We start from the raw sequence: 26,050 nt of genomic DNA, 5'->3' as shown, positions 1-26,050 counted from the left end.
TTTAGTGTGTTAAAAGCCGTGCGATGCACGGCTTTTTTTATGGTTTTTATTTGTCTGATTAAACATGGCGTTCATTTTGCAAATTACCGAGTTAGTTAATATAAGATAACAAGGTATAAACATGCTAAAAATTCCATCCGTTAGTGAAGCTGAAAAGCTCATTGAAGAGAAGCTTGGTGGTTGGATTGATATTGTTATAAGTCATATTCCTAACTTCATCGTCGCAATCATAATAACCATTTTATTTTCGCTTTTAGCGCGAGTGTGTGGCTCAATGCTGCGTAAAATCTTACGTCGCTCTTTGGAATCAACGCAAATTGCTGATTTGATGTCGTCTATTGCAAAAGTGGTTATTCTTTGTGTAGGGCTGTTTGTTGCGCTCGATTTTTTAGGCCTCAGAGGCACCGTGACTTCATTACTCGCAGGTGCTGGTATTGTTGGTCTTGCTATCGGTTTTGCTTTTCAGGATATGACCGAAAACTTAATCGCAGGTATTGCCATGGGTATTCGTAAACCCTTTAAAGCAGGTGATGTCATTCGAACGGAAAGTGTATTTGGTACAGTGCGCGCGATTAACCTCAGAAACACCCTTATCGAGAATTTTTATGGACAACTAATTCTCGTACCGAATAAAATTTTATTTAGAAACATACTTAGTAATTACAGTACGTTAGGCGTTCGCCGTATTGAGGTGCCTGTGGGTATTTCGTATGCCGATGACCCAGAGCAAGCTGCAGAGGTTATCGTTAAAAAAATCAATGAATTTGATTTTGTGATCAAGCAAGAAGAGACCGCCGTGTACGCCGAAAGCTTTGGCGATAGCAGCATTAATTTACTGGTGTGGTTTTGGATTAAGTACCCCGGTGAAGCTGACTTTATGACTTTACGCCACAAAGCTGTTGTGGCTGTTAGAAACGCCTTAAGCGAAGCTAATATGACCATTCCATTCCCAATCCGCACGTTAGATTTTGGTATTAAAGGCGGCGAAAAATTAAACACCATGATCAGCGAAAAACAGCAAGATAAGGCCGCGGATGCAAAGCCAGCCGATAAGTAAAATTTACTGACTCACCGGCGTGATTTACACAGGGAAGTGTACGTGAGCGGGTGGTTGTTTCCGTTTTATTCTCAGTCTAACCAAGCCAAACCGATTCTGTCGGATAGACGACACCTGTTACCAAGTGTCGCCCTCCTAAGAACCGTACGTGCAACTTTCACTGCATACGGCTCAAGCCTTCACGAAGGCACCTAATTGGTACCCAGCAACTTATAAAGCAGCGAGATTAGGCTCATTCCAAGAGTTGCGGCATTGCCTCTTTGCTTTTCTCTTTGCCAAGTATTCTTGGTATAAAGGATCAAAAGGCGTAGCTTCACTCCTGATTTTCACATGTCTCTCTATTGGCACCTTAGCTATTTGAAATAGATTAAACTGACAATCCATATTCATGCTCTTCTGCCAACCGTGAAATTGCCATTGGCCTCGACGGTTGATAAAGTACTTCATGGCGATCCAAGTTTTTGATTTTGTTGGATGATGCCTTTTAGCCCAATGCCATAACGCTAGAAATAGTTTGTGGCTCACATATCCGAATACTTGTTTGGCAACGCAATGGCGATAGTAATTCGACCAACCCCTGAGTTTCGGATTTATCAACTTGATTAGATCGTTAACGGGGGTGGTTGCGTGCTTTTTAGTGAGTTCGCGCAAGTTACTCAGAAATATTAACGTGTTAGATTTACTCGGTTTAATGAGCAGCTTTCCTTTGTACTTCCTATGGTTAAAGCCTAGGAAGTCAAAACCACGGCTAATGTGAGTAATGTGCGTTTTCTCTTCGGAGAGCGTTAAGCCTCTGTGTGCTAAGAAGTCAGCAATCAACGGTTTGATATCGTTCTCCAGCACGTCCTTTGAAGTGCAAGTGACGACGAAATCATCAGCGTATCCTATAAAGTTGGCTCTCGCCCCATTTTTAAGTGCGGTGGACTTTATGCGTTGCTCAAGACCTGCAAGAGTCATCAGCATCAAGGTTGGAGATATGATCCCGCCTTGTGGTGTTCCCTCGTCAGTGCGATAGAACAGCCCTTTGTCCATAAAACCAGACTTTAACCATTGTTCCAACATTCGTTTATCTACAGCTATATTATTCATAAGCCATTGATGCCCAATCTTGTCGAAACAGGCTTTAATATCTCCCTCAAGAACCCATTGTGCGGATTGCTTTTTACTCAAACAGAGAAAACACTGAGCAATAGCATCAGCAGTACTTCTGTTGCGCCGAAAGCCGTAACTATTTGGGTCAGCAAGTGTTTCTGACACAGGCTCTAGTGCGAGAAGATGAAGCGCTTGCAGCGCTCTATCGACCATACACGGGATACCCAAAGGTCTGAGCTTGCCGTTTTTCTTAGGGATGTAGATACGCTTGAGCGGTTTGGCTTGATAAGCTTTTCTGCTCAATTGATTGACTGCTTTCATGCGGCGCGTATCCGTATTCCAGATGACGCCGTCTATTCCGGGCGTTTTACTGCCTTTGTTTTGTGATACTCGCTTAACAGCAAGAAGTTTTGCCGAATGCGAGTGAGTCAGTATCCATTGCAACGCTTTCGCTTTGCCGTGTTTACTTTCTCTTGTTGCTTTTGCAATACGCATCTGAAGCTTTAAAACGTGTGACTCAACAGTTTTCCAATTTATGGATTGCCATTGAGCACTGTCAGGAGAGGCACTAATCTCTTTTGAAATCATCATTTGCGTTTCTCCTTGAATAAAGTTCTTCAAATTCTCTTGCAAAGGAAGACCAGTCGGAAGTCAGCTCACTTTCGTGCCAGACAGACGTCTGTATCTGCATCATTACAATCCAGCCTTTGCTTTCTCCAACATCCTCTACCTGCATCACTATCGGCTATATAAGCTTTCCCAAAGGGAGTGATACAGGCTTACCGTGTTCCGTATGTTGCGCAATGTCAGGTTAGATGCCCGCTATAGTGCGGAGAGTTCAGTGATCACGAAAGAGCATGGGGCAATCTCTTTCCGACTCTCGCGCCTTTTGGCTACAGCGTATTAACCACTTCCGCTGTTTCATCATATAACGCACCTTACGCGGATTCACTTATGTTCATCATACTGACTGCCTAGCACTCACCCGATTTGTGGTTATCAGGAGGATCGTCCTCTCACGATTAAGATCCCGATTGGCGCATACCAACCTTCGTTACATTGTCAGAGCCGCTACTTTATTCAGGCTCCTAGGATCATCTGGTGATACAGATGGTTCACTCATTAAGCGGTGAACAGCGCTTCATACGACTTCACGTCGCACGCCCCAAAGTGAGTTAACGTAATTACTCTATAGGTTGGCTTTGAGCTATTAGATACAGTCTTATTCATCTAATGATATTGGCGCTACCCCATAATCTGATATTCCACTAATTTTTTGAGCGACAAGTGTATTTTCTTTTTCTGAATACCTTTAGTGTCAATAAAAATATTATAGTTGGCAATGCATTACGTTATTTGTTAAAAATAGATTCATTAATACATGCGCGTAACATCGGCACAAAGATGCGCGACGAGCGCACTATAAAATGTTATATACCTAGGGATAGACTGAGTTAAATGGATGCATTGAGCAAGCTTCAAGAAAAAAATAAAATCCACTCTAAGCATCAGCGTAGTACTAGCTGGAACACGGTTTGGATGTTTTGTCTATTGAGCCCTTTGCTATTTAGCTATGGCTACGAATTTTATTTTTCAGTTATACAAAATACTGAATTCGAGTCAATTCACCCAGCTATAGTTTCAGTCGGCTCGCTAGGCTTTGGTTTGCCGTTAGCAGCTATGGGCGATCTAATGCTTTTTAAGCGCGTCATAAAGTTGCTTTTGCTAATTGCTGCAGAATCATGGTTCATTTGGTTTTGGGTTGTTTCTGAATTATCTTGGTTAGCGTTTTTGCCACTCATTCCTGCTTTTGTTATGTTGCAAATTCAGTTACCCAAAATAAAGGCTGGTGAGTAAACGGTACATACAAGCTGTTTAAAATGGACGCTTTACTGCTTGGCTGGCGCTCATTCTTCGCTAATTATAGCCAAGCGTAAACCGACAATTAACAGGGCGTTTTGCTCTATAGAAATATTTATGTGAAATTCACCTAATAGCCGACGACCTAAAACGTTTCTGTCCAAATATGCGTTATACTCAACGTCTGCTCACACTCAATGATGGCCTTAAGACCGCTAATAGCATGTATGCGAAATTCGGCTGTGAGCGATAAGCGGAAGCTACCTTAATGATTTCCTATCGTGTTTCACAGAATAACAGTATCAAGGATTGTTACACACTCAATGAAAACGTTTTTTAAATATCTAGCAATATTACTTGTGCTTTTTATTGGCTTTAATTATGTCAAAGAATCATTTAGGGAATATGGAATCGTCAATGTATCGAACTCCAAGCTTTGCATTCCAAAATCCTACGAACTCATAGTCAATGTGCCTTATCTTTGGTTTATTGATGATGAAGATCTAGATGAAAATGCCGCTGGTGGTCTTTATAAAATATCAGCACAAGAAGTAGCTGACTCAATTACTGGTTATACTTATAGTCATATAAACCAATACAACGTTGATTTAAAACATGAAATAACAGGGATCATTTGGGGGCTAAATCAAATAGGAAAACCAAATGGTGTCGCAGAAGCTGCATGGAATGTCCAAACAGAAAAAACTGAGCCAGCAGTAGATTTTAATGAAAGCTTAAATTTATATGAAATAGGCGACAGAAGATTTATTGATACGTGGTGGAGTTTAGCTAAAACCCCGCCTAATCCGCGTCTAGATGCAATGCCTGATGATTGGTTTATTGGAAGCTGTATTGGCAAGAAGCCTATGAACTTTAGATGCAAAAGAAGCTTCATATATAAAGATTTTTACTTTACTTATGACGTTCAGGCGCACGACCTGCATTTAATACCTCAGATTGAAAGCTTCCTTCAAGTTAAGTTCGAAGAATGGGAATCATACTGTAAAGCATGAGTCAGTGAGCGACAGCTAATGGCACAGAGCCGTCCTTCTGTTATGAAATGCTTTTGTCCAAAATTGGCTTGAACTACCATCTGCTGTTTACTCAAGAATGGTTGGTATTGGTTACTTATAAGTAACCGCCTCGCGCGAAATAAATTTACGCCTACGCTGAGCTATTTTTGACTTGGCGCTTAAAACTTACGGCTTACAGCGAGGCTTACTTTGCTGGGTTTCGCTCCGCTCTTATCTTCACACAAAATCAACTGAGAGAGGGTGGCTTAAGCTCAACATCAAAAAAGCGCAATCAGTCAAACTGGTTGCGCTTTTTGCTTATTCGCTGTGTGAGCGATTAGTGTAAGATACGTGCTCTGATTGTACCTTCAACTGCACTTAGTTCTTTAAGTGCGACTTCTGAATGGTCTGTGTCTACATCAATTACTACGTAACCAATCGCTTCGTCAGTTTGTAAGTACTGTGCTGCGATATTGATACCGTGCTGTGCAAACGCTTGGTTAATTTGCGTTAACACGCCGGGTCTATTTTGGTGTACGTGCAATAAGCGACTGCGGTTAGCGAGTTCAGGCAGTGATACTTCAGGGAAGTTCACGGCTGTAATTGTTGACCCATTATCTGAATACTTAGCAAGTTTACCCGCAACTTCAATACCAATGTTCTCTTGTGCTTCTTGCGTTGAGCCACCAATGTGTGGGGTCAAAATAACGTTATCAAAACCACGCAGAGGTGAAACAAATTCTTCGTCATTCGATTTTGGTTCAACAGGGAATACGTCGATGGCAGCACCGCTTAGCTTTTTCTCGCTCAGTGCTTCTGCAAGCGCATCAATATCAACCACTGTACCGCGTGAGGCATTGATTAAAATCGCGCCTTGCTTCATGACTTCAAGCTCAGCCATGCCAATTAGGTTTTTAGTTTGCGGCGTTTCTGGTACGTGTAAGCTAATTACATCGGCACGTTGCAATAACTGGGTAAGGTTATGTACTTGTGTCGCATTACCAAGCGATAGTTTGTCTTCGATATCAAAGAACTCTACGTTCATACCGATGTTTTCAGCCATGATACCGAGTTGTGTACCAATGTGGCCGTAACCAACAATACCTAACGTTTTACCACGGGCTTCAAATGAACCGTTGGCTGATTTTAACCAACCACCGCGATGAGCGAGGGCGTTACGCTGTGGAATACCACGAAGAAGTAATAAGATTTCACCAAGCACTAACTCTGCAACAGAGCGCGTGTTTGAGAATGGTGCGTTGAATACAGCAATACCACGCTCACGTGCAGCTTGCAGATCAACTTGGTTTGTACCGATACAGAAGCAGCCTACTGCAACAAGCTTTTCAGCTGCTTCTAATACCGCTTGATTAATATGAGTACGAGAACGAAGGCCAACAAAGTGCACATCTTTAATGCGCTCAATGAGCTCGTCTTCAGGTAAGGACGTTTTCACGTAGTCAATGTTACTGTAACCATTACGCTTTAGCGTTTCTACAGCACTTTGGTGCACGCCTTCCAGCAAGAGAATTTTAATTTTGTCTTTTGCTAACGATACCTTACTCATATCCTCATTCCTATTTACTTGATTTGCGGCCCATTTTTGGTGCCGATAATAACTTTGTCTGCACCGCGATGGGCAAACAAGCCGTTTGTAACTACCCCAACAATCTGATTGATTGTTAGCTCTAATTCTTTGGCATTGCTGATATCAAGGTTATGCACATCTAAAATGATGTTGCCGTTGTCTGTCACTACACCTTGGCGGTACACTGGATCACCCCCAAGTTTTACGAGTTCACGAGCAACGTAGCTGCGAGCCATTGGGATTACTTCAACTGGCAGTGGGAATGCCCCTAATGTCTCAACTTCTTTTGATTCATCAACAATACATACAAATTGTTTTGCTACCGCAGAGACTATTTTCTCGCGTGTTAGCGCTGCGCCACCGCCTTTAATCATTTCGTTGTGTGGGTTGATTTCATCAGCGCCATCAACATAAACATCAAGGCTTTGCACATCATTAAGCTCAAATACTTCAATACCAAGTGCTTTTAACTTTTCAGTTGAAGCTTCTGAACTTGAAACAGCACCCACAAGGGTGTCTTTTACCGTGTCTAGTGCATCAATAAAATGATTTACTGTTGAACCTGTGCCAACACCAACAATGGTGTTTTCTTTTACAAATTCGAGTGCTGCCCAGGCAGCGGCTTTTTTTAATTCATCTTGCGTCATAATTATGTGCTCAGTTGGCTGTCAGAGAGATACTTATTCAAGTGTTCATAGTATACAGAGAGAAGTGCTACCATTGGTAGATTTTCTCTGGGGTGATGATGTGTTTTAGCGGAACATCCCAAGATTCTATTGGTAAAGAAGACACATGCTGACATTGATGCGCCAGACCGATTAATATCGGCTTTTGCCAGTTCTCTTGGTAGTATCGTGCTAATGTTTTGTCATAAAACCCACCGCCCATACCTAAACGGTTACCTTGATCATCAAATGCCACGAGTGGCATTAATAAAATATCAAGCTTGTCTAAAGGACATATTTGACTGCAATTCAACTTGGGCTCCAAGATACCATAGCGATTTGCAGTCATGGGTGAATTTTCTTCATACCTTTGAAAGTACAAAGTAGTGCCATTAAACGGGTGGATTATAGGCAAGTAAAGGGGCGCTTTTTTGTGCCATAATTCTTTAATTAACAATGAGGTATCTAGTTCTCCATCATTGCTAAAATAAATGCCTATACGGGGATTTTGGGATGTATTTAATGATTTTAGGTGTTGAGTAAAATTCATTTTCAGCGCAATTGCTGCATTTTTTTGTTGCTCTTTGCTAAGAGAATTACGCTTTTTGCGAATAGATTGTCTTATTTCTGCTCGTATGTTGCTCATGTCAATATGTATATTAACTTTCTAAAAATGAGAATAGGTCAGGAAACAGTTCCACAATACCCAGCGCAATTAACAACACAACCACCATGGCAATCAATGAATAGAGCAGGGTGTTTGAACGCTTTTTAACAGGTTCGCAATATGCTTCTTCATCAAGCAAATCTTCTTCTTGCCATTTATCGGTGCTGCTTAGTTCACTGCTGTTTTCAAGTTCAGGGAGCCGTTGCTCAAGGTCGTCTAGCTTTTCTTCTAAGCGAATAAGACTACTGGTTATGTAGTCAAGCGCATCAAAAATACGCTCATCACGTTGCTTTGCGTCAAGGCCAATACTCGCAGGCTGCTGACTAACTGGTTGTAATTTAGCTTTTATGCCAACACTGGCCAGTAGTTTAGCTTGCTTAAGTGCTTTTTCTTGATCGCTCGGAGCAAACAAAGGTTTGTGCTCAAAAAGCCCTGCAACTTTGTCTGTGCTGGTTTTTAATTTTGCGGCAAGTTGCTCAGTCGCTTGTGTTTGATCTATGCCTGATTCAAGCCCGGCAAACATCACACGAAATTTTTCTGCCATGCTGTGATTTCCAAATCTCTAGAGTGTATGGCTGAAAGTATAAACCTAAATAGATCAATGGATAAACAAAAGCCCGTAAAAACGGGCTTTTTTCTTTTTGGAATTTACTTTGCGTGATTAGTATTTGGCGGCTTTGCCTTCTGCCGGCAGCGATTTCAAAATAAATTCACGTAAGTCATTGTTTGATGATTCAAGGTCGGCATGACGTAAATACATCATGTGACCACTGCGGTAGCCTTTAAAGCTTAAGCGATCTTTCATTTTACCACTTGGATCTAACTGCCACATTGTGTATTTAGCGTCAAAGTAGTTTGTTGCACCATCATAGTAACCAGATTGGATCATGACATTCAGGTACGGGTTTTGTGCCATTGCTAAACGCAGGTTTTCGCCAGTGTTATTACCTGAGCGGTCCCAAGGGTGAACATTACCAAATAAGTTGTATTTGATATCAGTTTTGTAATTTAACTCTTCACGTAGGTAGTAGTTAATTGCGGGTGTGAATGAGTGTAACCATGACGTGAGCTCTGCCCAGTAGTCTGGTGATTCACCCGCATCGCGTTTATCGATACCTAAGTAGCGTGAATCTAAACGACCCACCGTTTGACCGCGGTCACGTAGCAGCTCTTTCCAGAAAAAATCAGTTGGAATATCAAGGTTGTTTTGCTCAACAAATTTCTCTGATAAGCCAGCATATTTAGCTGCTTGCTTGATAATAGCGCGTTTTTCATCAGCCGCTAAAAAGCCCCCTTTAGCAATCGCTGGAAGGAACTTATTTACCGTGAAGTCTTCAACTTCTGGTAGTAGCTCATCTAAGTCTTTAGCTTGTAAATCAGCACTTAAAGCTTTGTGATACCACGCGGTTGCTGCAAAGTAAGGTAAGCGATTAGCTGCTTCTACAGGGCCTTCGCGCTTAATGCCAATTTCAGTTGGTGAGACTAAAATAACGCCGTTGATATACATCCATTGACGGTTTTGTAGTTCGTGAGCTAGGCCTGAAACACGGGTTGTACCATAGCTTTCACCAATTAAGAATTTGGGTGAGCGCCAGCGTTCATTGCGCGATACAAAGGTGTTTAACCATTCCGCTAAGTATTTTATGTCGGCATTAACACCAAAGAACATTTTTTGTTGATCAGATTTACTTGGTAGTTCGCCTTTTTCGTTCTCTAATACGCGAGAGTACCCTGTATTCACGGGATTGATGTAAACAATATCTGCAACATCTAAAATTGAATATGGGTTATCTTTAACGCCATAAGGTTGCACAGGGTAACCTTCGTCATCAATTTTTAATACGCGTGGTCCAGTATAAGCAAGGTGCATCCACACTGACGCAGAGCCCGGTCCACCATTAAACGAAAACACCAGCGGGCGCTTTGTACGATCGTCTACTTTATCGCGCTGATAATAGGTGTATTGTAACGTGGCGACGGCATTTCCTTGTTCATCCCAAACAGGCTGGGTCCCAGTGGTTGCAGTGTAAGAGAAGCGCTCACCGTTTATACGTGCTTTGTGTTCAGTCACGACATTGCTGTCTACGTCGATACGACGTTCGTTCTCAGCAAAACTAGGCGTACTAAAGGTCAATGTTAGGGCGGTTACAGACAAACCAATAAAACTAACGAGTTTCATGTTGATTCCTTATTATTCGAATTGCAGTCATTAAAAAGAAAAGCGCGCGCGATGACAAACTATTGAGACTAGTCACCAATATTAGTCGTTAAACAGAGAAATAATGAGAATGGCTGAGAAAATACCAAAAAGCGCGTTTTTTTATTAAAGATAGTTTGGTTAAATATTTAGCTAAATTGAAAAATAACGTATATTTAGCAAGTTTTATGATTTGTAATACATGCTTATAAAAGAGAAGTTGCGATGCAAAGAGTGTTAGTGGTTGAAGACAGTAAAGTAGTACAGCAGGTGTTACGTCACTTGGCTGCCCACTATTTAGATGTGGATGTCGACTTTGCGTGGTCTCTAAAAGAAGGCATTTCCTTAATTGCTAAGCATGAATATACCTTGGCGCTGGTCGATTTAACCTTGCCCGACGCGATGAATGGTGAGGTGGCTAAATACACACTATCAAAAAATATCCCAACAGTGGTTTTAACCTCAAAGATTGACGAATACATTCGCCAACAAATGTTAGAGTTGGGTGTGGTTGATTATGTTGTGAAAGATAATAGAGACTCTTATCACTACGCTATTAAACTCGTTGCGCAGTTACTGCGTAATCATGGTTGTAAGGCGTTGGTTGCTGATGACTCTGTACTTAGCCGCACGTTAATGAAACAAATGCTCGAAAAACAGTTGTTTGAAGTAAGTGATGCCCACGACGGTGAACAAGCATTGCAAATGCTCAAAGACGATCCTGAAATTAAATTGTTGCTCACAGATTATGCCATGCCAACAATGGACGGTTTTGAACTTGTTAAAGCGGTACGTAATTTTAGAGGCCGTGATGATTTAGCCATTATTGGGTTATCGGGGGCGGGCAAACACGGCTTATCTGCACGCTTTATCAAATATGGTGCAAATGACTTCTTAACAAAACCTTTTATGAACGAAGAGTTCCATTGCCGTGTTATGCAAACCATGGAGCAACTCGCTTTAATTGCCGACATAAAAGAAAGCGCATACCGAGATCACTTAACGGGTTTGTATAATTGTCGTTATTTTTATCAATATGCAGAAAAAGTACTGAAACATGTTGAGCAAGACAATGTGCTTGCCTTATTAGACATCGACTTTTTCAAAAATATTAATGATCAGTTTGGTCATGAGGCGGGCGATCAAGCATTAAAACAGGTCACTTCATTCTTAAAAACAAAATTTGATGACTTTACGATTGCACGTATTGGCGGCGAAGAATTTGCGGTTGTGCTGGACAATATGGGGCTTGAAAAAGCAGAGCTGAGGTTGAATACCTTTAGAGAGCAACTGGCCGAGCACGCGTTTTCTATCAATGGCGAGCCTTATTCATTAACCATGAGTATAGGGATTACGCCATTTTCTAAAGTATCACTGACTGGTGCTATGCGCTTAGCAGATAAAGCGTTATATCAGGCAAAACAGCAACAACGTAATTGCGTGGTTAGCTTACAGTCCAATTAAGTGCACCAGTGCTGGTAAATTGTTAAAAAAATGCACCATGAGGGTGCATTTTTTTTGTTTGAACGTCGTGGCTATCTCTTAACTTATTGAAATTATTTAATAAAAAATAGTGGCACAAAGGTTGGATTACATAAACCAACAGGATAACAATAAGCGTCCGAAGGGGGCCACTATGAAAATGATTAGTGCAATAATAAAGCCATTCAAACTTGATGATGTACGTGAAGCGTTGGCTGATTTAGGCATTGAGGGGATGACAGTTGTCGACGTTAAAGGCTTTGGCCGTCAACGTGGTCATACTGAACTATATCGTGGAGCTGAATACCAAGTCGATTTTATTCCAAAGATCAAACTTGAAATTGCAACGCGTAGCGAAAATTGTCAACGCGTCGTTGATACCATCACAAAAATTGCTTCAACAGGCAAAATCGGTGACGGCAAAATTTTCGTTTACGACCTAGACCAAATTGTTCGTATCCGAACGGGCGAACTAGACGAAGAAGCAATTTAAGGGGGATTTATGGAAAACACGATAGTAGAGTTGAAGTTCTCGCTCGACACATTTTACTTTTTAATGTCGGGTGTATTAGTCATGTGGATGGCAGCTGGTTTTGCCATGTTAGAAGCAGGTTTAGTTCGTGCAAAAAATACAACAGAAATACTAACTAAAAACGTTGCACTGTTCTCTATTGCTTGCACTATGTTCTTACTGGTGGGTTACAACATTATGTATGTTGATAACGCAGAAGGGGGTTTTGTTCCTTCGTTTGGTGCTTTAATTGGCACGCAGGCGTCAGATGCTAATCACTCTTTAGAATCTGATTTTTTCTTCCAAGTGGTATTTGTTGCAACGGCGATGTCTATTGTATCGGGTGCCGTAGCTGAGCGTATGAAGCTATGGGCATTCTTAATCTTCGCGGTTATTCTAACTGGTTTTATCTACCCAATTGAAGGTTATTGGACATGGGGTGCCGGGTTCTTATCAGAAATGGGCTTTGTTGATTTCGCAGGTTCGGCCATTGTACATGGTGCAGGCGCTGCAGCAGCATTAGCAGGGGTTCTTTTCTTAGGCGCTCGTAAAGGTAAATACGGTAAAAACGGTGAAATTTACCCAATTCCAGGTTCAAACCTACCACTGGCAACACTGGGTACATTAATTCTGTGGATGGGTTGGTTTGGTTTTAACGGTGGTTCACAACTGCTGATCTCTGATGCTGAAAACGCCACCGCTGTAGGTAAAATTTTCCTTAATACAAATGCTGCCGCTGCCTGTGGTGCAATTGCCGCATTGGTTGTCTGTAAAGTGTTATGGGGTAAAGCCGATTTAACAATGGTGCTAAATGGTGCATTAGCAGGTCTTGTAACGATTACAGCTGAGCCAGCGTCACCTTCTCCATTGCTAGCATGTTTACTTGGTTTATTAGGTGGCTCACTTGTGGTGTTTAGCATTGTTGCACTTGATAAAGCGAAAATTGATGACCCAGTTGGCGCTATCTCGGTTCATGGTGTGTGTGGTGCATTAGGTATCATGTTAGTGCCTTTATCAAACTCAGATGCAACCTTTGTTAATCAGTTAATTGGTTTAGTGTGTATCTTAGGTTTTGTGTTCATCACGTCATCAATCGTATGGGCAATTCTGAAAAATACCATGGGTATCCGTGTTACCGAAGAAGAAGAACTAAGCGGTATGGATCAACATGACTGTGGTATTGATGCTTACCCTGAGTTTGTATCAGTTCGCAGTAACTAATTTTAATGCGTGTGCCCAGCGCACACGCTAAATAATATCATTGTGTGTTCAAATCAAAGCTCTACTATTGGTAGAGCTTTTTTGCGTTAAAAATAAGTGTTTTCTTATAGGCGAGAGGTGGTTTTATTGACTATGCTGATAACACTTAACTAAAAAGGGAAAAACATGGATAACAAACTGTTACTAATCATTTTATCGTTATTTTTACCGCCTGTTGCGGTATTTCTGAAAGCGGGCGTAGGTAAAGATTTAATCATCAATATTATTTTGTGTTTTATCTTTTTCATCCCCGCTGTCATTCACTCACTTTGGTTGTGTACACGCTAACCGAGTTTAAGTGACTGTTAATTTTGCAGGTGTTAGTATTGCGCTGTTATGCAAAATATAACCCTGTAAAATTAACTGACCAATAGCGAACTCAATGGCTGATAAAAAAACTCCTGCAAAAAAGTCGTCAGGTAAAAAAACGACGGCAACGAAACGTTCAACTGCAAAGCGTTCAAACGCATCTCAACCGACAACTAAAGTACGCGTGCTTCGAAAAATGTGGTCAATTTTTTGGAAGCTTTCGTTGGCTGTGGTCATTACCATGGTGCTTTATCTTATTTATTTAGATGCCAAAATTACCCGTCAGTTTGAAGGCAACAAATGGCAACTTCCCGCCCAAGTCTATGCGCGCGCAATGAGCTTTTACCCAGGACAGTTCTTGTCTCAACAAGAGGTTGTTTGGGAGTTAAATCGTTTAAATTATTCGTCAGTAAATAAACTAAGTCGTACAGGTCAGTATGTAAAATCAGCTAACACCATTAAAGTATATCGCCGTGAATTTGAGTTTTACGATGGCCTTGAAGAGGCTCATGTTATTGAGCTGCGTTTTTCTGGGCAAAAGTTAGCAACCATTAAAGATAAATTCGGTCGTCGTTTAAACACCGCGCGCCTAGAGCCGGTGCAAATTGCGCGCATTGGTAACGACTCAAAACAAGACCGTGAATTTGTCCCGCTAGATAAGTTTCCAGCGATGTTAAAAGACACGCTGCTGGTGGTCGAAGATCGTAATTTTTATCAACATCACGGTGTGTCTGTTTGGTCAATAATGCGCGCTTTATACAGTAATATTAAAGCGGGTAGAACCGTGCAGGGTGGCAGTACGCTGACTCAGCAATTAGCAAAAAATATATATTTAACGCGTGAGCGTTCATTAGTGCGTAAATTTAATGAAGCATTAATAGCACTGATTTTAGATTACCGTTACAGCAAAGATGAAATTCTCGAAGCGTATTTAAACGAAGTGTACTTAGGTCAGTCTTATAACCAAGGTGTACACGGTATGGGGCTTGCCGCTGATTTTTATTTTTCAAAGCCTGTCGATGAACTTGAGTACGACCAAATAGCGCTACTTGTTGCCATGGTAAAAGGCCCATCGTATTACAACCCTCGTCGTTACAGTGAACGCGCCATGGAAAGACGAGATTTAGTATTGCGCTTAATGGTGGAGAACAAACTCATTGATACGCGTGAATATCGCGCCGCTTTAAAGCGTCCAATCGACATTGCACCTATGAAAGACAGCCTGCAAAAGTCGTATCCAGGTTATTTAGAACTGGTTAATCGTGAACTAAAACGATTACTGCCCGATCAACAGGTATTAGATGCGGGTGTGCGAGTTTTTACCTATTTTGACCTTCAAAAACAAACGGCGATGGAAGAGTCGATAGAAGCAAGTCTACCTTACTTAGAAAAACGCCCTAAAACAGAAGAACTTGAAGCAGCCATGATCTCTGTAAATGTTGAGAAGGGGGGGGTATCGGCACTCGTAGCAGGCCGAGATGTGCGTTACTTTGGCTTTAACCGTGTACTTGATACAAAACGTAACATTGGCTCGTTAGTGAAACCCGCCGTTTATTTAACGGCCTTTGAAAGCGGAAAATTTAATGTAGCAACTTTAGTGGATGATTCACCACTACAAGTAACAAATGAACAAGGAAAAGTGTGGCAGCCTGAAAACTTCGATAAGCAATTCCGAGGCCCAATGCCACTCTATAAAGCGTTTAGTAACAGTGTAAATATCCCAGCGGTCAATACGGGGTTAGATGTAGGTGTTGATAAAGTGGCTGATACACTGAAGCGCTTAGGCGTTGATGAACGTATCGAACAATACCCGTCACTGTTATTAGGGGCGTTAGAGCTTTCAAGTTTTGAAGTGGCTCAGCTTTACACAACGCTTGCGGCAGATGGGCAATATCGTGAGCTTACGTCTATCTCAGCGTTAACAGACTCGGTTGGTAAAGTACTTTATAAACATGATGTTGAATCGCAGAAGCGTTTTGATGATGCCTCTGTATACATGACAAAATATGCCATGAAGCGGGTAACAAAAGATGGCACTGCTAAACGTTTGAATGCCCACTTTCCATCTATTCAACTGGCTGGTAAAACGGGTACAAGTAACGATTTACGTGATAGCTGGTTTGCAGGCTTCGATCAAAATACAGTGACGGTGGCATGGATTGGTCGCGATGATAACAAGAGCACGGGGTTAACGGGCAGTGTTGGCGCACTTGAAGCCTATATTCGTTATCTTAAACCGCTCAATCCTGAAGCGATAGCTGACACGCGTCCAGCATCAGTTCGCTGGGCATTCATTAATGAAGAAACCGGACTACAAGCACCGCCAGGCTGCGGCAAAGTAGTGCAGTTACCAATTCGCGCCAGTGAGTTTGAACCACGGCCGAACTGCCAGCGTTAAAAGTTTTTCATTGGTGGCTAAATGGAGGCAGAGCAACTGCCAAGAGTAACTAATTACTGGAACTTGGCTTAAAATAGCTCTTTTAATTAAGCAAATTGGTATACAGCATTTTAAAGAGTACTTGCAGAGTTTTAAGAATTTCGTATGAATGCTGTTTTACCTAAATTAGTTTTTAAAGACGAGTAATTTGAAGTAGAGAAAAGTTTAATAGAGTTAAATAGTTAAACTTAGATACGCTTATCACCAGCCTCTTTGTAAAAGTACTAGCTTAAAACTATATAGAGTAGTTAATTCATACTCATAATAGAGAGGGAAAATCATATTTTTATTGAATACAGAGTCACTTAAAACATTAAAAATGAAATAAAAGCCTCATTGAGAGGCTTTTAGGTTATCTACTTATCTTGTTCAATTAACTGAGGTTAAAAGTCGTAAGAAGCAGATATTTGGACTCGACGAGGAGATTGATAACTTTGCGGTAGACCGAATGTTGCACTGTCATCACCAGCCGCTATTTCAGCGACTTCGTCGTAACGAGTTGCTGTAGCTGCATCAAATACATTGAAAATATCTAATGCGAAGCGCACTTTTTGGTCATTGAAATGCAAGTTGTACGTAAAGTTAAGATCTAATCGAGCTGTCCAGGGAGTTGTTCCCATGCTGCCGCGAGGGTAGCGTTTATCACCTACATAATAGGTATCGCCATAATCATATAAGTCTGGGTTTGGTGTATAGCCCGCACCTAATGCTGTCCAAGGGCGACCAGAAGAAACATTTAAGTTTGCGCCTACTAAGAAGTCTTCAGTAACTGCGAATGCACCGTAAACTTTAATATTGTGACGACGGTCTGCAGGTAAGTTACCGTTAGCACCATCCATAAGGTAAGGGTAATCCCAATCTTGTGTTAAACCAGCATCATCTTGACCATTATCAGATTTAACAAAACCTTCAGTGTTACCGTAGTTATGTGACCAAGTGTATAGTGCTTTTAAAGACCAAACACTGTCCCAGCTTTTCTCAATAGATAGGTCAACGGCAGCGTATCGACGTTTAGCTTCAGGATAACCTAGCTCTTCGGCGGTGAAACTGTATTCTTCAGTTACTCCATCACCATCTAGGTCAAAGTTAAATGTTGCACCATTTCCTGGGTTAAATAAGAACCAATTTTCACCAAGTTTTTCACCATCTTCATCAGTGAAGATATATGAGCCATCATCAATTTGATTGCCAAGTGTGCGGTATGTCCCTTTGATGCTCCAAGACCAGTCATCATTTATAGCCGCTTGATAACCTACAATAATTTCATCATTGTACATTGGCTCAAGATCTTTATCTGCTAAGGTATTTGATGGTTTTGCAGTACCATCACCCCCGTTTGAAATCGCAGGTTCACCTAACTGGTTACTTAGACCAATTGGAGTACCGTCAGCATTTAAACCTTCATATTCATACCAAGTTTGAATATAGGTTTCTGCGCCAGCTAAACGAATGTTCGTGTTTGCTGCAACAGGTAAATAATAACGTCCAGCAGTAATAAATAACTTACTGTCACCATCACCGTTGATATCCCAAGATGCACCTAATCTTGGTGCAATTTGGTTATCAATAGAAACAAACTCGTCACCATCAGCATTATAGTTTGTGAAGCTGTCATTACGAAGCCCTAAGGTAAGCGTTAAGTTTTCAGTAACGGCCCATTGATCTTCAAGGTAAATAGCCCAGTTTTCAACTTCAAATTCACCGCCATTACTATAATTACGTACGCGGGTTGTCTTCATATCCTCAGTAAGAACATAACCATTTGGGAGACGAGCACCTTCTTCGTATGTTCTGTAGTAGTAGTAAATACCGCCTGAGTTGATTGTCGTTGCATTCGATGAATTGGTTTCTGAGTCATAACCAAATCTTAGCGTATGCTCATCATTTAAGTACCAATCAAAGTCGACGCGCAATTGCTCGCGCTTATCTTCGTTAGCACCAACAGTGAAGTTTACATAACAAGTAGTATCAACACCTAAGTCTGCATCATAGCCAGTAGGGCAGTCATCAAAATCTGAATAATCAGTTTCTGAAAATTTAACTTCACCGTACATTGCAGACATGCTTAAGTCATCAGTCAAGTTACCTGTATAACGTACTGCAAAACTTTCACCACCGCGCTTGTGATAAGCTGTACCGCCGTCTAAAGTGTAGTTACCAGTGCCATTAGGATCTTCGATTGTGCTTTCTGAGTATGTGCGTTCATCACTAAATCCCCAGAGCATTAATTGATGATCCTCATTAATGTTCCAGTCAATACGCGCTAGATAATAAGGGTCATCATCTTTCTCTTTTGTTAGAGAGGTTTGAGAAGCGTTACCGTACTCTGTTTCATTATCACGGAATGTATAAATACCATAGAAGAAAAGTGTATCTTCAATCAACGCACCTGATGCATAAATATTTGTTTCAAATGAGTTTGCATAGTCATCTTGGTTGTTAACAAATAAGTCACCGATACAGTGGCCATCAGCATCCTCACAACGCTCATTTTGTAAGTAAACCGAATTTGGTGCTTGTTCTCTTAATGAATCAGGCGAATAAATTGATTCAACACCAAAGTGAAAGTCATTAGTACCTGATTTTGTAACTGCAGAGATTAAGCCACCCGTTGTTCGACCAAATTCAGAAGAATAGCCGCCAGTTTTTATCTGAAAACTATCGTAGGCTGAGAATGGGATGGTTGCACCGCCTAAGCCATTACGAAAGTTAGTCATGTTCAAGCCATTTACGTAATAAGCATTTTCGGCGACAGATGAGCCACCAAATGATGCTTGATCACCAAAGCGACTATCACCTTCAGTTGCACCTGGCGCTAGTAAAGCAACCGATGTTAATGAGCGAGCAACTGGTAATAATTCAAGTTCTTCTGAGCTAATGTTTAATGATGATTCAGTAACAGAAACATCAACGGCACGAACTGCACCACCTACAACGGCGATACGTTCAATATTACCTTCGACTAATGGAATTTCGAGAAGGGCTGTTTTACCTACACCGATGATTACATCATTTATCTGTGCTTTTTCAAACCCAGCTTGTGACACCACTACATCATATTTACCAACAGGTACTTGGTTAAGGTTAAACTGGCCATTTGCATCTGCAGTAAGTGTTTTTTCATAACCTTTGCTTTTATCACTAATAGTAATTGTTGCGCCAGCTAAAGAAACACCTGATTGAGTTGTAATATTACCTTTTATTGCCCCATTAACATTATCAGCCATAGCAGGCATAGCTGCACTTAAGGTCATCGCAACGGCTGCAGCCGTGAACGAACGCTTAAATGTTTTTGAAAAGTTGTTTTTCATTGAGATTTCCCTGTGAAAATTTAATTGTAAATTGTTGTTATTTGTTAATAACTTTCACGCCTTGTATTTTTTTATTTGTGTTTTTCACTTTAAATAAAAGGGTGAAACAAATTGGTAACATGGCGGGAACATACAGATCAATCTTTTATATTATAAATACGATAAACCAACAAAAAAACGCCTTGGAACGATCTAATTTTTATTTATAATGTTTATTTACACATAAAATAAACATATGTAACTATATGTAATTGCTTTAATTTTTTCTTAATTATACTTTAAGTTATTTTAAAGTAAGGTTTTAGGTTCAAGTTTGCGAGTAGATTCTTTTATAAAGATAACAATCGGGAAGGAGAAGGTTTTTATGTATAAAATATGTTTTATTTGTAATTTATAATGTGTTTTTATCTGATTTTTTTGTATTGCTTATCTGATTATTAAGCGGATCATGATGTGACAAAAGAGATGAAGTTACTATTAGGATTAAGACCACCTTAAATAAGGTGGTCTGTTCAGATATTATAATTTAGCGAAAGCTCGCTCTGCTGCTGCAATGGTGTCTGCAATTTCTTTTTCAGAATGCTCTGCACATACAAAGCCTGCCTCAAATGCAGAAGGTGCTAGGTATACGCCTTCATCAAGCATTAAGTGGAAGAACTTTTTAAAGCGCTCTAAATCACACTCTGTTGCTTGTTGGTAGCTGGTTACTTTCTCTTTATCAGTAAAGAAGAAACCATACATGCCGCCAGCATAATTGGTTGTTAGGGGAATGCCTGCTTTTTTCGCTGCTGCTTCAAAGCCGTCACATAACGCTTTGCTCTTAGCTTCAAGTTCATCATGTAAACCATCAACACTTAATAGCTCAAGCGATTTTAAGCCGGCAGCCATGGCTATTGGGTTACCTGATAAAGTACCTGCTTGGTAAACCGGACCAACGGGCGCGATATAATCCATGATTTCTTTTTTACCGCCAAAAGCACCCACTGGCATACCGCCACCAATAACTTTACCAAGGCAAGTAAGGTCTGGTTTGATGTTGTAATATGCTTGTGCGCCCCCTAAAGCAACACGGAAACCTGTCATCACTTCATCAAAAATAAGCACTGACTTGTACTCATCACACACCTCACGTAGACCTTCTAAAAAGCCTGGTACTGGTGGGATACAGTTCATGTTGCCAGCAACTGGTTCAACGATGATACAGGCAATCTCGTCGGCGTATTTGGCAAAAATGGCTTTTACTTCGTCTAAGTTATTAAACGACACCGTTAATGTGTGTTTAGCAAAATCCTCTGGAATGCCCGGTGAGTTAGGCACGCCCATAGTCAATGCACCTGAACCTGCTTTAACAAGCAGTGAATCAGCGTGACCGTGGTAACAGCCTTCAAACTTTAATATTTTGTCACGGCCAGTGAAGCCACGAGCAAGGCGAATCGCACTCATTGTTGCTTCAGTGCCTGAGCTCACCATACGTACTTTTTCGATTGATGGAACAAGCTCTTTTACTTTTTCGGCCATTAAAATTTCGGCTTCAGTGGGGGCACCATAGCTTAAGCCATTTTCAACTGCCTCGAGTACTGCCTGTTTAATAGCTGGGTGATTATGCCCCATGATCATTGGGCCCCAAGAACCGACATAGTCAATGTAGCGGTTACCATCGGCGTCGAACGTAAACGGACCTTCGGCTTTGGTGATAAAAAGAGGGGTGCCGCCTACGCCATTAAATGCACGAACGGGTGAGTTAACACCGCCTGGGATTGATTCTTGCGCGCGATTAAAAAGATCTTGGCTAATTGTCATGAATAGTCCTATTTGGTTGTCACGTTAAATGAGAGGTTTGCAAGGGCTCAAGCGAGCCCTAAACGTAGATTATTAGCTGTTACGTTTACGGCTAAACCACGGTACGTTGACTTCATATTGCTCAACTTTGTCAGCAACATCTAAGGTCAGAGCAAACAAGGCCATGCGAATTAATACGCCGTTTTGAACTTGGCGGAAAATTGCAAGGTTATCGTTGCTGTTTAAATCGTTATCAAGCTCGTTTGCTTCTAAACGGCTGTCACGTGGGAGTGGGTGCATCAGTACTGAATTTGGCTTACAGTGTGTGTTGTAAATTGCTTGGCTGATACGGAAACCACCACGGTATTTGTTTGCTTCTTCTTGCGAAGGAAAGCGTTCTTCTTGGATGCGGGTTTGATAAACAATATCTGCCGCAAGGTTGCCTTCCATTTTGTCAACCAGTTGAATTTTATGACCCGCATTATCAACAGCATCTAAAACATAGTCTGGCATTTGTAAGCCGTCAGGCGCGACCATTGAAAATTTAATGTCTTTATAGTGGCACAGTAATTTAGATAACGAGTGAACAGTACGGCCATATTTTAAATCACCAACAAGGGCAATGTGCATACCGTCTATTGGTTGATTAAAACGCCCCAGTTCACGTTCGATAGTTAATAAATCGAGTAGTGCTTGAGTGGGGTGTTCATTAGGACCGTCACCGCCGTTAATGACAGGTACATCACAGCCTGTTGCAAACTCGGCTACCGAGCCTGCATCTGGGTGACGCATTGCAACGGCATCAGCATAAGCTGAAATAACACGTGCTGTGTCGTACAGTGATTCACCTTTGGCTAACGCTGAGCTTTGCATGCCCGTAGTTTCACGCACTAAACCACCGAGTAGATTAAAGGCGGTGCCAAAGCTGACACGTGTTCGCGTGCTTGGCTCGAAGAATAAATTAGCTAATATAGCGCCTTCTAACACATTGGTGCGCTTTTGCTTTTTAGCATAGGGCTCCATTTTCTTAGCAACTGCAAAAATACGTTCAATACAATCGCGATCAAGTTGATTGACCGACAGGATATTTTCACCTTGGAAACTTAACATGGGGCTTGTTCCTAATCACATTTATAAAGGCGCTGACACTCTGATGGGAGGTCGCATAAATTTGCGCCGTACTATAGCAAATTTTTAGCGTACACAGCAGCAAATTATAAGCTAGGTTTAATAATTGCTAATGCGACAATCGCCAATAGAATCAGCACCGGAATTTCATTAAAAATGCGATAAAAACGATCGCTACGTGTGTTGCGATCATGCTTAAAATCAGCCAATAACTTAAAACAGTAGGCATGGTAGATATATAAGATAATAACGAGCACTAACTTATAGTGAAGCCACATGCTGTATTTGAACCATTCACGGCCATATTCAACAATTGTCAGTACCCCAAAAACCAGTGTTAATACCGCAAAAGGGGTAACGAATAACAGTAAGCGTCGCTCCATTACTTTTAACATTGAGTTACAGGCTTTTTCTTCGCTCATGGCGTGGTAAACAAATAATCGTGGTAAGTAGAAAATACCAGCGAACCAAGCAATCATAAAAAATACATGAAACGTTTTGTAAATTAATAGCGCACTCATTTATTGATCCATTTTAATTGTTATAACAGGCTATTGCGTATGGTCAGAATATGTCTAATTTGGTCCCAACGCAAAAGCCCCATAATTTGCTGATTATCAAGTAAGTTATATATATACACCGCACCGCTTCGTTTATCTTTAAGCAAGTCAAAGGCATCCGCGAGTGTGGCTTGGCTACTTAAACCTGCGAGACTGACATATTTAATATTACTGTTTTGATCTGACATCAAGCTCAAGTCATATTCTGCTAGGCGATAGCCATTTTCGTCATCGTGAACAATTAATGGTGTTTGACTGTCAATGGCATCGAGAGATGCTTTTATTTGTTCTTTATCATCGCTGTATAGCAGTTTGAAATGCTCATCCATTTCTTCCATCACACCCACTTTTTGCAACGCCTCGGTTGCTGGCGAAATTTGATATTCAAGTCCTTGGAAATCCAGTTGTTGCATAAAGATAGAGCGGTTACCAAAGAATTGCAGCGCGGTAACATACGCTGTTGAGATAACGAGCATGGCAGGCACAATAATCTCAGGACTTGAAGTTAGCTCCATCACGGTTGTAAGTGCGGCAAGCGGCGCATGTAAGGTGGCCGCAAGTAAGCCTGCCATTCCAAGCATGCTGTAAGTACCTGCAATATCAACCCCTGGGCTAATAAACTGCGCAAAAAATGCCATTAACGTGCCCATAAGTACGCCTAATCCAATCACGGGGCCAATAATACCGCCGGGTATCCCCAAGCCAATAGCAAATAAAGTTGCTAATAGCTTGGCAATTAAAATGGTCGTCAAAAACTGCACATCATCGGGTGATTCAATGGCAATGGTAATTGCACTCATACCAGAGCCCATCGCATGCGGCACCATGTAGGCAATTAAACCTGCAATTAACCCTGCAAGTAATAAACGTGGAAACATGCTTAATGGTTTAAAAGTGCGAATGATCAACATTAAGTTTTGATTAAACGCATACGCAACTGCTCCCAGCGCCATACCAAATAAGATTAAAAATGGGTAATGCCAGCCACTGAGTGGGTTCATGGTAATAAGCGCCAGTTCAGATGCATCACCAAACACAAATTGGGTGGCGAGTGCGCCTGTCACCGCGGCAAGCATAATTGGCACAAATATGTGTACTTTGTATTCCCTAAGTACGACTTCCATTACAAAGATTACCGCAGCAAGTGGGGTATTGAATGAGGCTGCGATACCCGCTGCAACACCGCAGCCAGTCAGGGTTCTCATGGCATTGTGGGGTAAATGCAATTTATCGGCAAGCAAACTTGCACCCGTTGCTCCCATGTGGACAGAAGGACCTTCACGACCCACTGAAAAACCACTAATTAACGCCAACGCTCCACCAACAAATTGGTTAACGGTGTTGTACAGTGGCATTTGGCCATAATGCTTTTTGATTCGGTGAATTACAAAGGGGATCCCTAAACGGTAGTGTTTAAAACCCGTTAATGCGGCAAATAAAGCAATTAATAAGGCAGCGCCGACAGGGAGTAATACACGTTCAAGTGTGGGAAGAGTCGTAAAGTCGTCAGGTTTTTCTAAAAATAAGCTTTGGAAAAACATGATCGTGAGGCGAAATAATATGATCAACACTGCCGCAATTAGTCCCGCACTTACACCAAGTAAGCACAATTGCACAGATGTTTTAGGCTTTGCTAATCGACGCCTTAGCCTTTCAAGCCACATGCATTCTTCCTCACAGCACTTTTGAGCCTGAAGTTTAGCAAATCAAACTCGCTAAGTCGTTGGGATTTTATAAATTTATCTAGTTTTTGGGTAAATTTGACTGTTTTATGTTGTCTTTGTCTAGTTGCCTTTTTAATTCGGGTAGCCGTGCTTTAATTGCTTTTGATAGTTCAGGTATCAGCGCTGCGTGTTTTTTATTTATCACGGTATTGACTGCTAACTGACGTAATACGATTACGTGAAATTCTTTTTTTAAAGAGGCTAGTTCATTTTCAAGTGCGGGATACAGAATATAATTTATTCGTTTTTTTCTTAATAAATCAAGGCTGTGATTGAGCGCTTCGTTGTGCGTAATACGCGCTTTAATATCAAACTCACTTAAAAGCTCAGTATTGCCAGTGGTGCTGATAATATTCTTGCTAGGATCGTACAATATTTCTCGACTGCAAGGTAACGCTTGTCGGCATAATAATACAATGTTTATCACGCTGAGACTTGGCTCTACGACAACGACATTTTCAAACTCTTTAATAATACTTTTAGCTCTGACAACGTCTGCATCAATGATCCCCGCGTTGAGCAACAAAAGCCCTCTTCGTGCAGGCGTTGCTTGTATTTGGGTTTTAATGCCAATGTCATCATATATTTGGCTAATGAACTCATTAAACGGTGAGATACTCGGTATGTCTATATAGGTTAATAGCAGCTTTTTTGGTTTTGTGTAGACCATCGTTTCGAGGTTATTGATGCTAAATAACGATTGTAAACGCGTGGCTTTTTCGCGGTTTTCAGGCGCATTACGAATGCCTATCACTAAAGGGGAATCGACAAACTGGCTAACAATATGGGGTTTAGACACATTTTTCTGCGTGGCAAAGTAGTTGAATACTTCAGGGGCTGCAATGGCAAAGTTTATTTGGTTTGTCTGAAGTAAGTGAACAAGCTCTTCATCATTTGCGGCGCGAATAATACTGCTTTCGTAAGCTTGAATGACCTTTTCAACTTCATCAGGGTAAATATAAGCACCAACGATACCCACTTTACTTTTACTAAATAGTTGCTCAATGCTTTCATAGTGTTGCACGCTACTTTGGCTGGTCATCACAGCAAGTTGTGAAGTTAAAATGGGGGATGAAGCAATAAACCCTGCTTGTATCTCAGAAAGCCACGCGGGATAGTAACCTAGATACCCCGGTTGCTCTGCTTTTTTTAGTGCATCTTGCCACGGTAAATATTCCACGCTTAGCGCTATCCCTTCTGCGGCAAGTGAGTCTCTTAATAAGGCGATTGCATCTCCGCCATTGGCCATTTTACTGCTCGCATAAGGCGGCCATTCTAACGAGATTATTTTCCATGTTTGTTGCTCATTAGCGCTCGTGAAAGCAGCATGAAATATGCAAAGCAGAAATAGAATGACGGATAAATAGGGTGCGCGCATGGAAAATATTTTTTATTAATCGTTTAATAAGT

Annotated in this window: 20 protein-coding genes; 8 read left to right on the top strand and 12 right to left on the bottom strand. The window is 41.2% G+C overall.

The features are described from left to right. Positions 1–121: 121 nt before the first annotated feature. Complete coding sequence (locus LPA49_RS03525) at positions 122–1,057, top strand: mechanosensitive ion channel family protein (protein ID WP_180311048.1); 936 nt, start codon at positions 122–124, stop codon at positions 1,055–1,057. Positions 1,058–1,267: 210 nt separating this feature from the next. Here the strand turns inward: LPA49_RS03525 and ltrA are convergent, their stop codons facing one another. Continuing rightward, complete coding sequence (gene ltrA, locus LPA49_RS03520; RefSeq protein ID WP_065978664.1) at positions 1,268–2,740, bottom strand: group II intron reverse transcriptase/maturase; 1,473 nt, start codon at positions 2,738–2,740, stop codon at positions 1,268–1,270. Positions 2,741–3,607: 867 nt separating this feature from the next. Between ltrA and LPA49_RS03515 the strand changes: the two genes are divergently transcribed. Next, on the top strand, positions 3,608–4,006 hold the full coding sequence (locus LPA49_RS03515) for a hypothetical protein (RefSeq protein ID WP_036966403.1): 399 nt from the start codon (positions 3,608–3,610) through the stop codon (positions 4,004–4,006). A gap of 326 nt (positions 4,007–4,332) precedes the next feature. Further along, positions 4,333–5,022 (top strand): hypothetical protein, encoded by a 690-nt coding sequence (locus LPA49_RS03510; protein WP_065978663.1) that lies wholly within the window; start codon positions 4,333–4,335, stop codon positions 5,020–5,022. 337 nt (positions 5,023–5,359) lie between these two features. On the opposite strand, the gene serA is transcribed toward LPA49_RS03510, so the two are convergent. From serA to LPA49_RS03485, 5 genes are all read right to left on the bottom strand, one after another. Then, on the bottom strand, positions 5,360–6,589 hold the full coding sequence (gene serA, locus LPA49_RS03505) for a phosphoglycerate dehydrogenase (protein WP_036966411.1): 1,230 nt from the start codon (positions 6,587–6,589) through the stop codon (positions 5,360–5,362). A 14-nt stretch (positions 6,590–6,603) separates the two neighbouring features. Then, positions 6,604–7,257: a ribose-5-phosphate isomerase RpiA gene (gene rpiA, locus LPA49_RS03500; protein WP_065978661.1), complete on the bottom strand. Its 654-nt coding sequence runs from the start codon at positions 7,255–7,257 to the stop codon at positions 6,604–6,606. A 67-nt stretch (positions 7,258–7,324) separates the two neighbouring features. Further along, the gene (locus LPA49_RS03495; RefSeq protein ID WP_180311047.1) at positions 7,325–7,921 is read right to left on the bottom strand and encodes a 5-formyltetrahydrofolate cyclo-ligase; all 597 of its coding nucleotides are present in this window, start codon (positions 7,919–7,921) and stop codon (positions 7,325–7,327) included. Positions 7,922–7,934: 13 nt separating this feature from the next. Then, positions 7,935–8,486 (bottom strand): hypothetical protein, encoded by a 552-nt coding sequence (locus LPA49_RS03490; protein ID WP_180311046.1) that lies wholly within the window; start codon positions 8,484–8,486, stop codon positions 7,935–7,937. A gap of 117 nt (positions 8,487–8,603) precedes the next feature. Continuing rightward, positions 8,604–10,121: a S10 family peptidase gene (locus tag LPA49_RS03485; RefSeq protein ID WP_036966423.1), complete on the bottom strand. Its 1,518-nt coding sequence runs from the start codon at positions 10,119–10,121 to the stop codon at positions 8,604–8,606. Positions 10,122–10,364: 243 nt separating this feature from the next. Here LPA49_RS03485 and LPA49_RS03480 point away from each other — a divergent pair, with 243 nt between their 5' ends. The 5 genes from LPA49_RS03480 to mrcB all read left to right on the top strand — a co-directional run bounded on the left by LPA49_RS03480 (position 10,365) and on the right by mrcB (position 16,099). Beyond that, a complete protein-coding gene (locus tag LPA49_RS03480; protein ID WP_230235573.1) occupies positions 10,365–11,603 on the top strand; it encodes a response regulator in 1,239 nt (412 codons plus the stop codon). 172 nt (positions 11,604–11,775) lie between these two features. Next, positions 11,776–12,114 (top strand): P-II family nitrogen regulator, encoded by a 339-nt coding sequence (locus tag LPA49_RS03475; protein WP_036966429.1) that lies wholly within the window; start codon positions 11,776–11,778, stop codon positions 12,112–12,114. A gap of 9 nt (positions 12,115–12,123) precedes the next feature. Continuing rightward, entirely contained in the window at positions 12,124–13,353 is a 1,230-nt protein-coding gene (locus LPA49_RS03470; protein ID WP_036966432.1) for an ammonium transporter, read from the top strand. Positions 13,354–13,518: 165 nt separating this feature from the next. Then, positions 13,519–13,680: a YqaE/Pmp3 family membrane protein gene (locus LPA49_RS03465; RefSeq protein ID WP_074989046.1), complete on the top strand. Its 162-nt coding sequence runs from the start codon at positions 13,519–13,521 to the stop codon at positions 13,678–13,680. Positions 13,681–13,774: 94 nt separating this feature from the next. Beyond that, entirely contained in the window at positions 13,775–16,099 is a 2,325-nt protein-coding gene (gene mrcB, locus LPA49_RS03460) for a penicillin-binding protein 1B (RefSeq protein WP_075594426.1), read from the top strand. A 422-nt stretch (positions 16,100–16,521) separates the two neighbouring features. Here mrcB and LPA49_RS03455 read toward each other — a convergent pair whose 3' ends face one another. The 6 genes from LPA49_RS03455 to LPA49_RS03430 all read right to left on the bottom strand — a co-directional run bounded on the left by LPA49_RS03455 (position 16,522) and on the right by LPA49_RS03430 (position 25,889). Then, the gene (locus LPA49_RS03455; RefSeq protein ID WP_075594427.1) at positions 16,522–19,449 is read right to left on the bottom strand and encodes a TonB-dependent receptor; all 2,928 of its coding nucleotides are present in this window, start codon (positions 19,447–19,449) and stop codon (positions 16,522–16,524) included. A 519-nt stretch (positions 19,450–19,968) separates the two neighbouring features. Then, entirely contained in the window at positions 19,969–21,249 is a 1,281-nt protein-coding gene (gene hemL / locus LPA49_RS03450; protein WP_075594428.1) for a glutamate-1-semialdehyde 2,1-aminomutase, read from the bottom strand. A 72-nt stretch (positions 21,250–21,321) separates the two neighbouring features. Further along, a complete protein-coding gene (locus LPA49_RS03445; RefSeq protein WP_036966441.1) occupies positions 21,322–22,338 on the bottom strand; it encodes an aspartate carbamoyltransferase in 1,017 nt (338 codons plus the stop codon). A gap of 104 nt (positions 22,339–22,442) precedes the next feature. Further along, entirely contained in the window at positions 22,443–22,877 is a 435-nt protein-coding gene (locus tag LPA49_RS03440; RefSeq protein ID WP_036966443.1) for a CopD family protein, read from the bottom strand. Positions 22,878–22,897: 20 nt separating this feature from the next. After that, entirely contained in the window at positions 22,898–24,580 is a 1,683-nt protein-coding gene (locus tag LPA49_RS03435; protein WP_036966445.1) for a chloride channel protein, read from the bottom strand. Positions 24,581–24,659: 79 nt separating this feature from the next. Next, positions 24,660–25,889: a transporter substrate-binding domain-containing protein gene (locus LPA49_RS03430; protein ID WP_230235571.1), complete on the bottom strand. Its 1,230-nt coding sequence runs from the start codon at positions 25,887–25,889 to the stop codon at positions 24,660–24,662. Positions 25,890–26,050 lie beyond the last annotated feature (161 nt).

Source organism: Pseudoalteromonas sp. MB41 (assembly GCF_020966275.1).
Lineage (GTDB): Bacteria > Pseudomonadota > Gammaproteobacteria > Enterobacterales > Alteromonadaceae > Pseudoalteromonas > Pseudoalteromonas lipolytica.
Note: the sequence above shows the minus strand (reverse complement) of the source record. Positions and strands in the feature narration are given on the sequence as shown.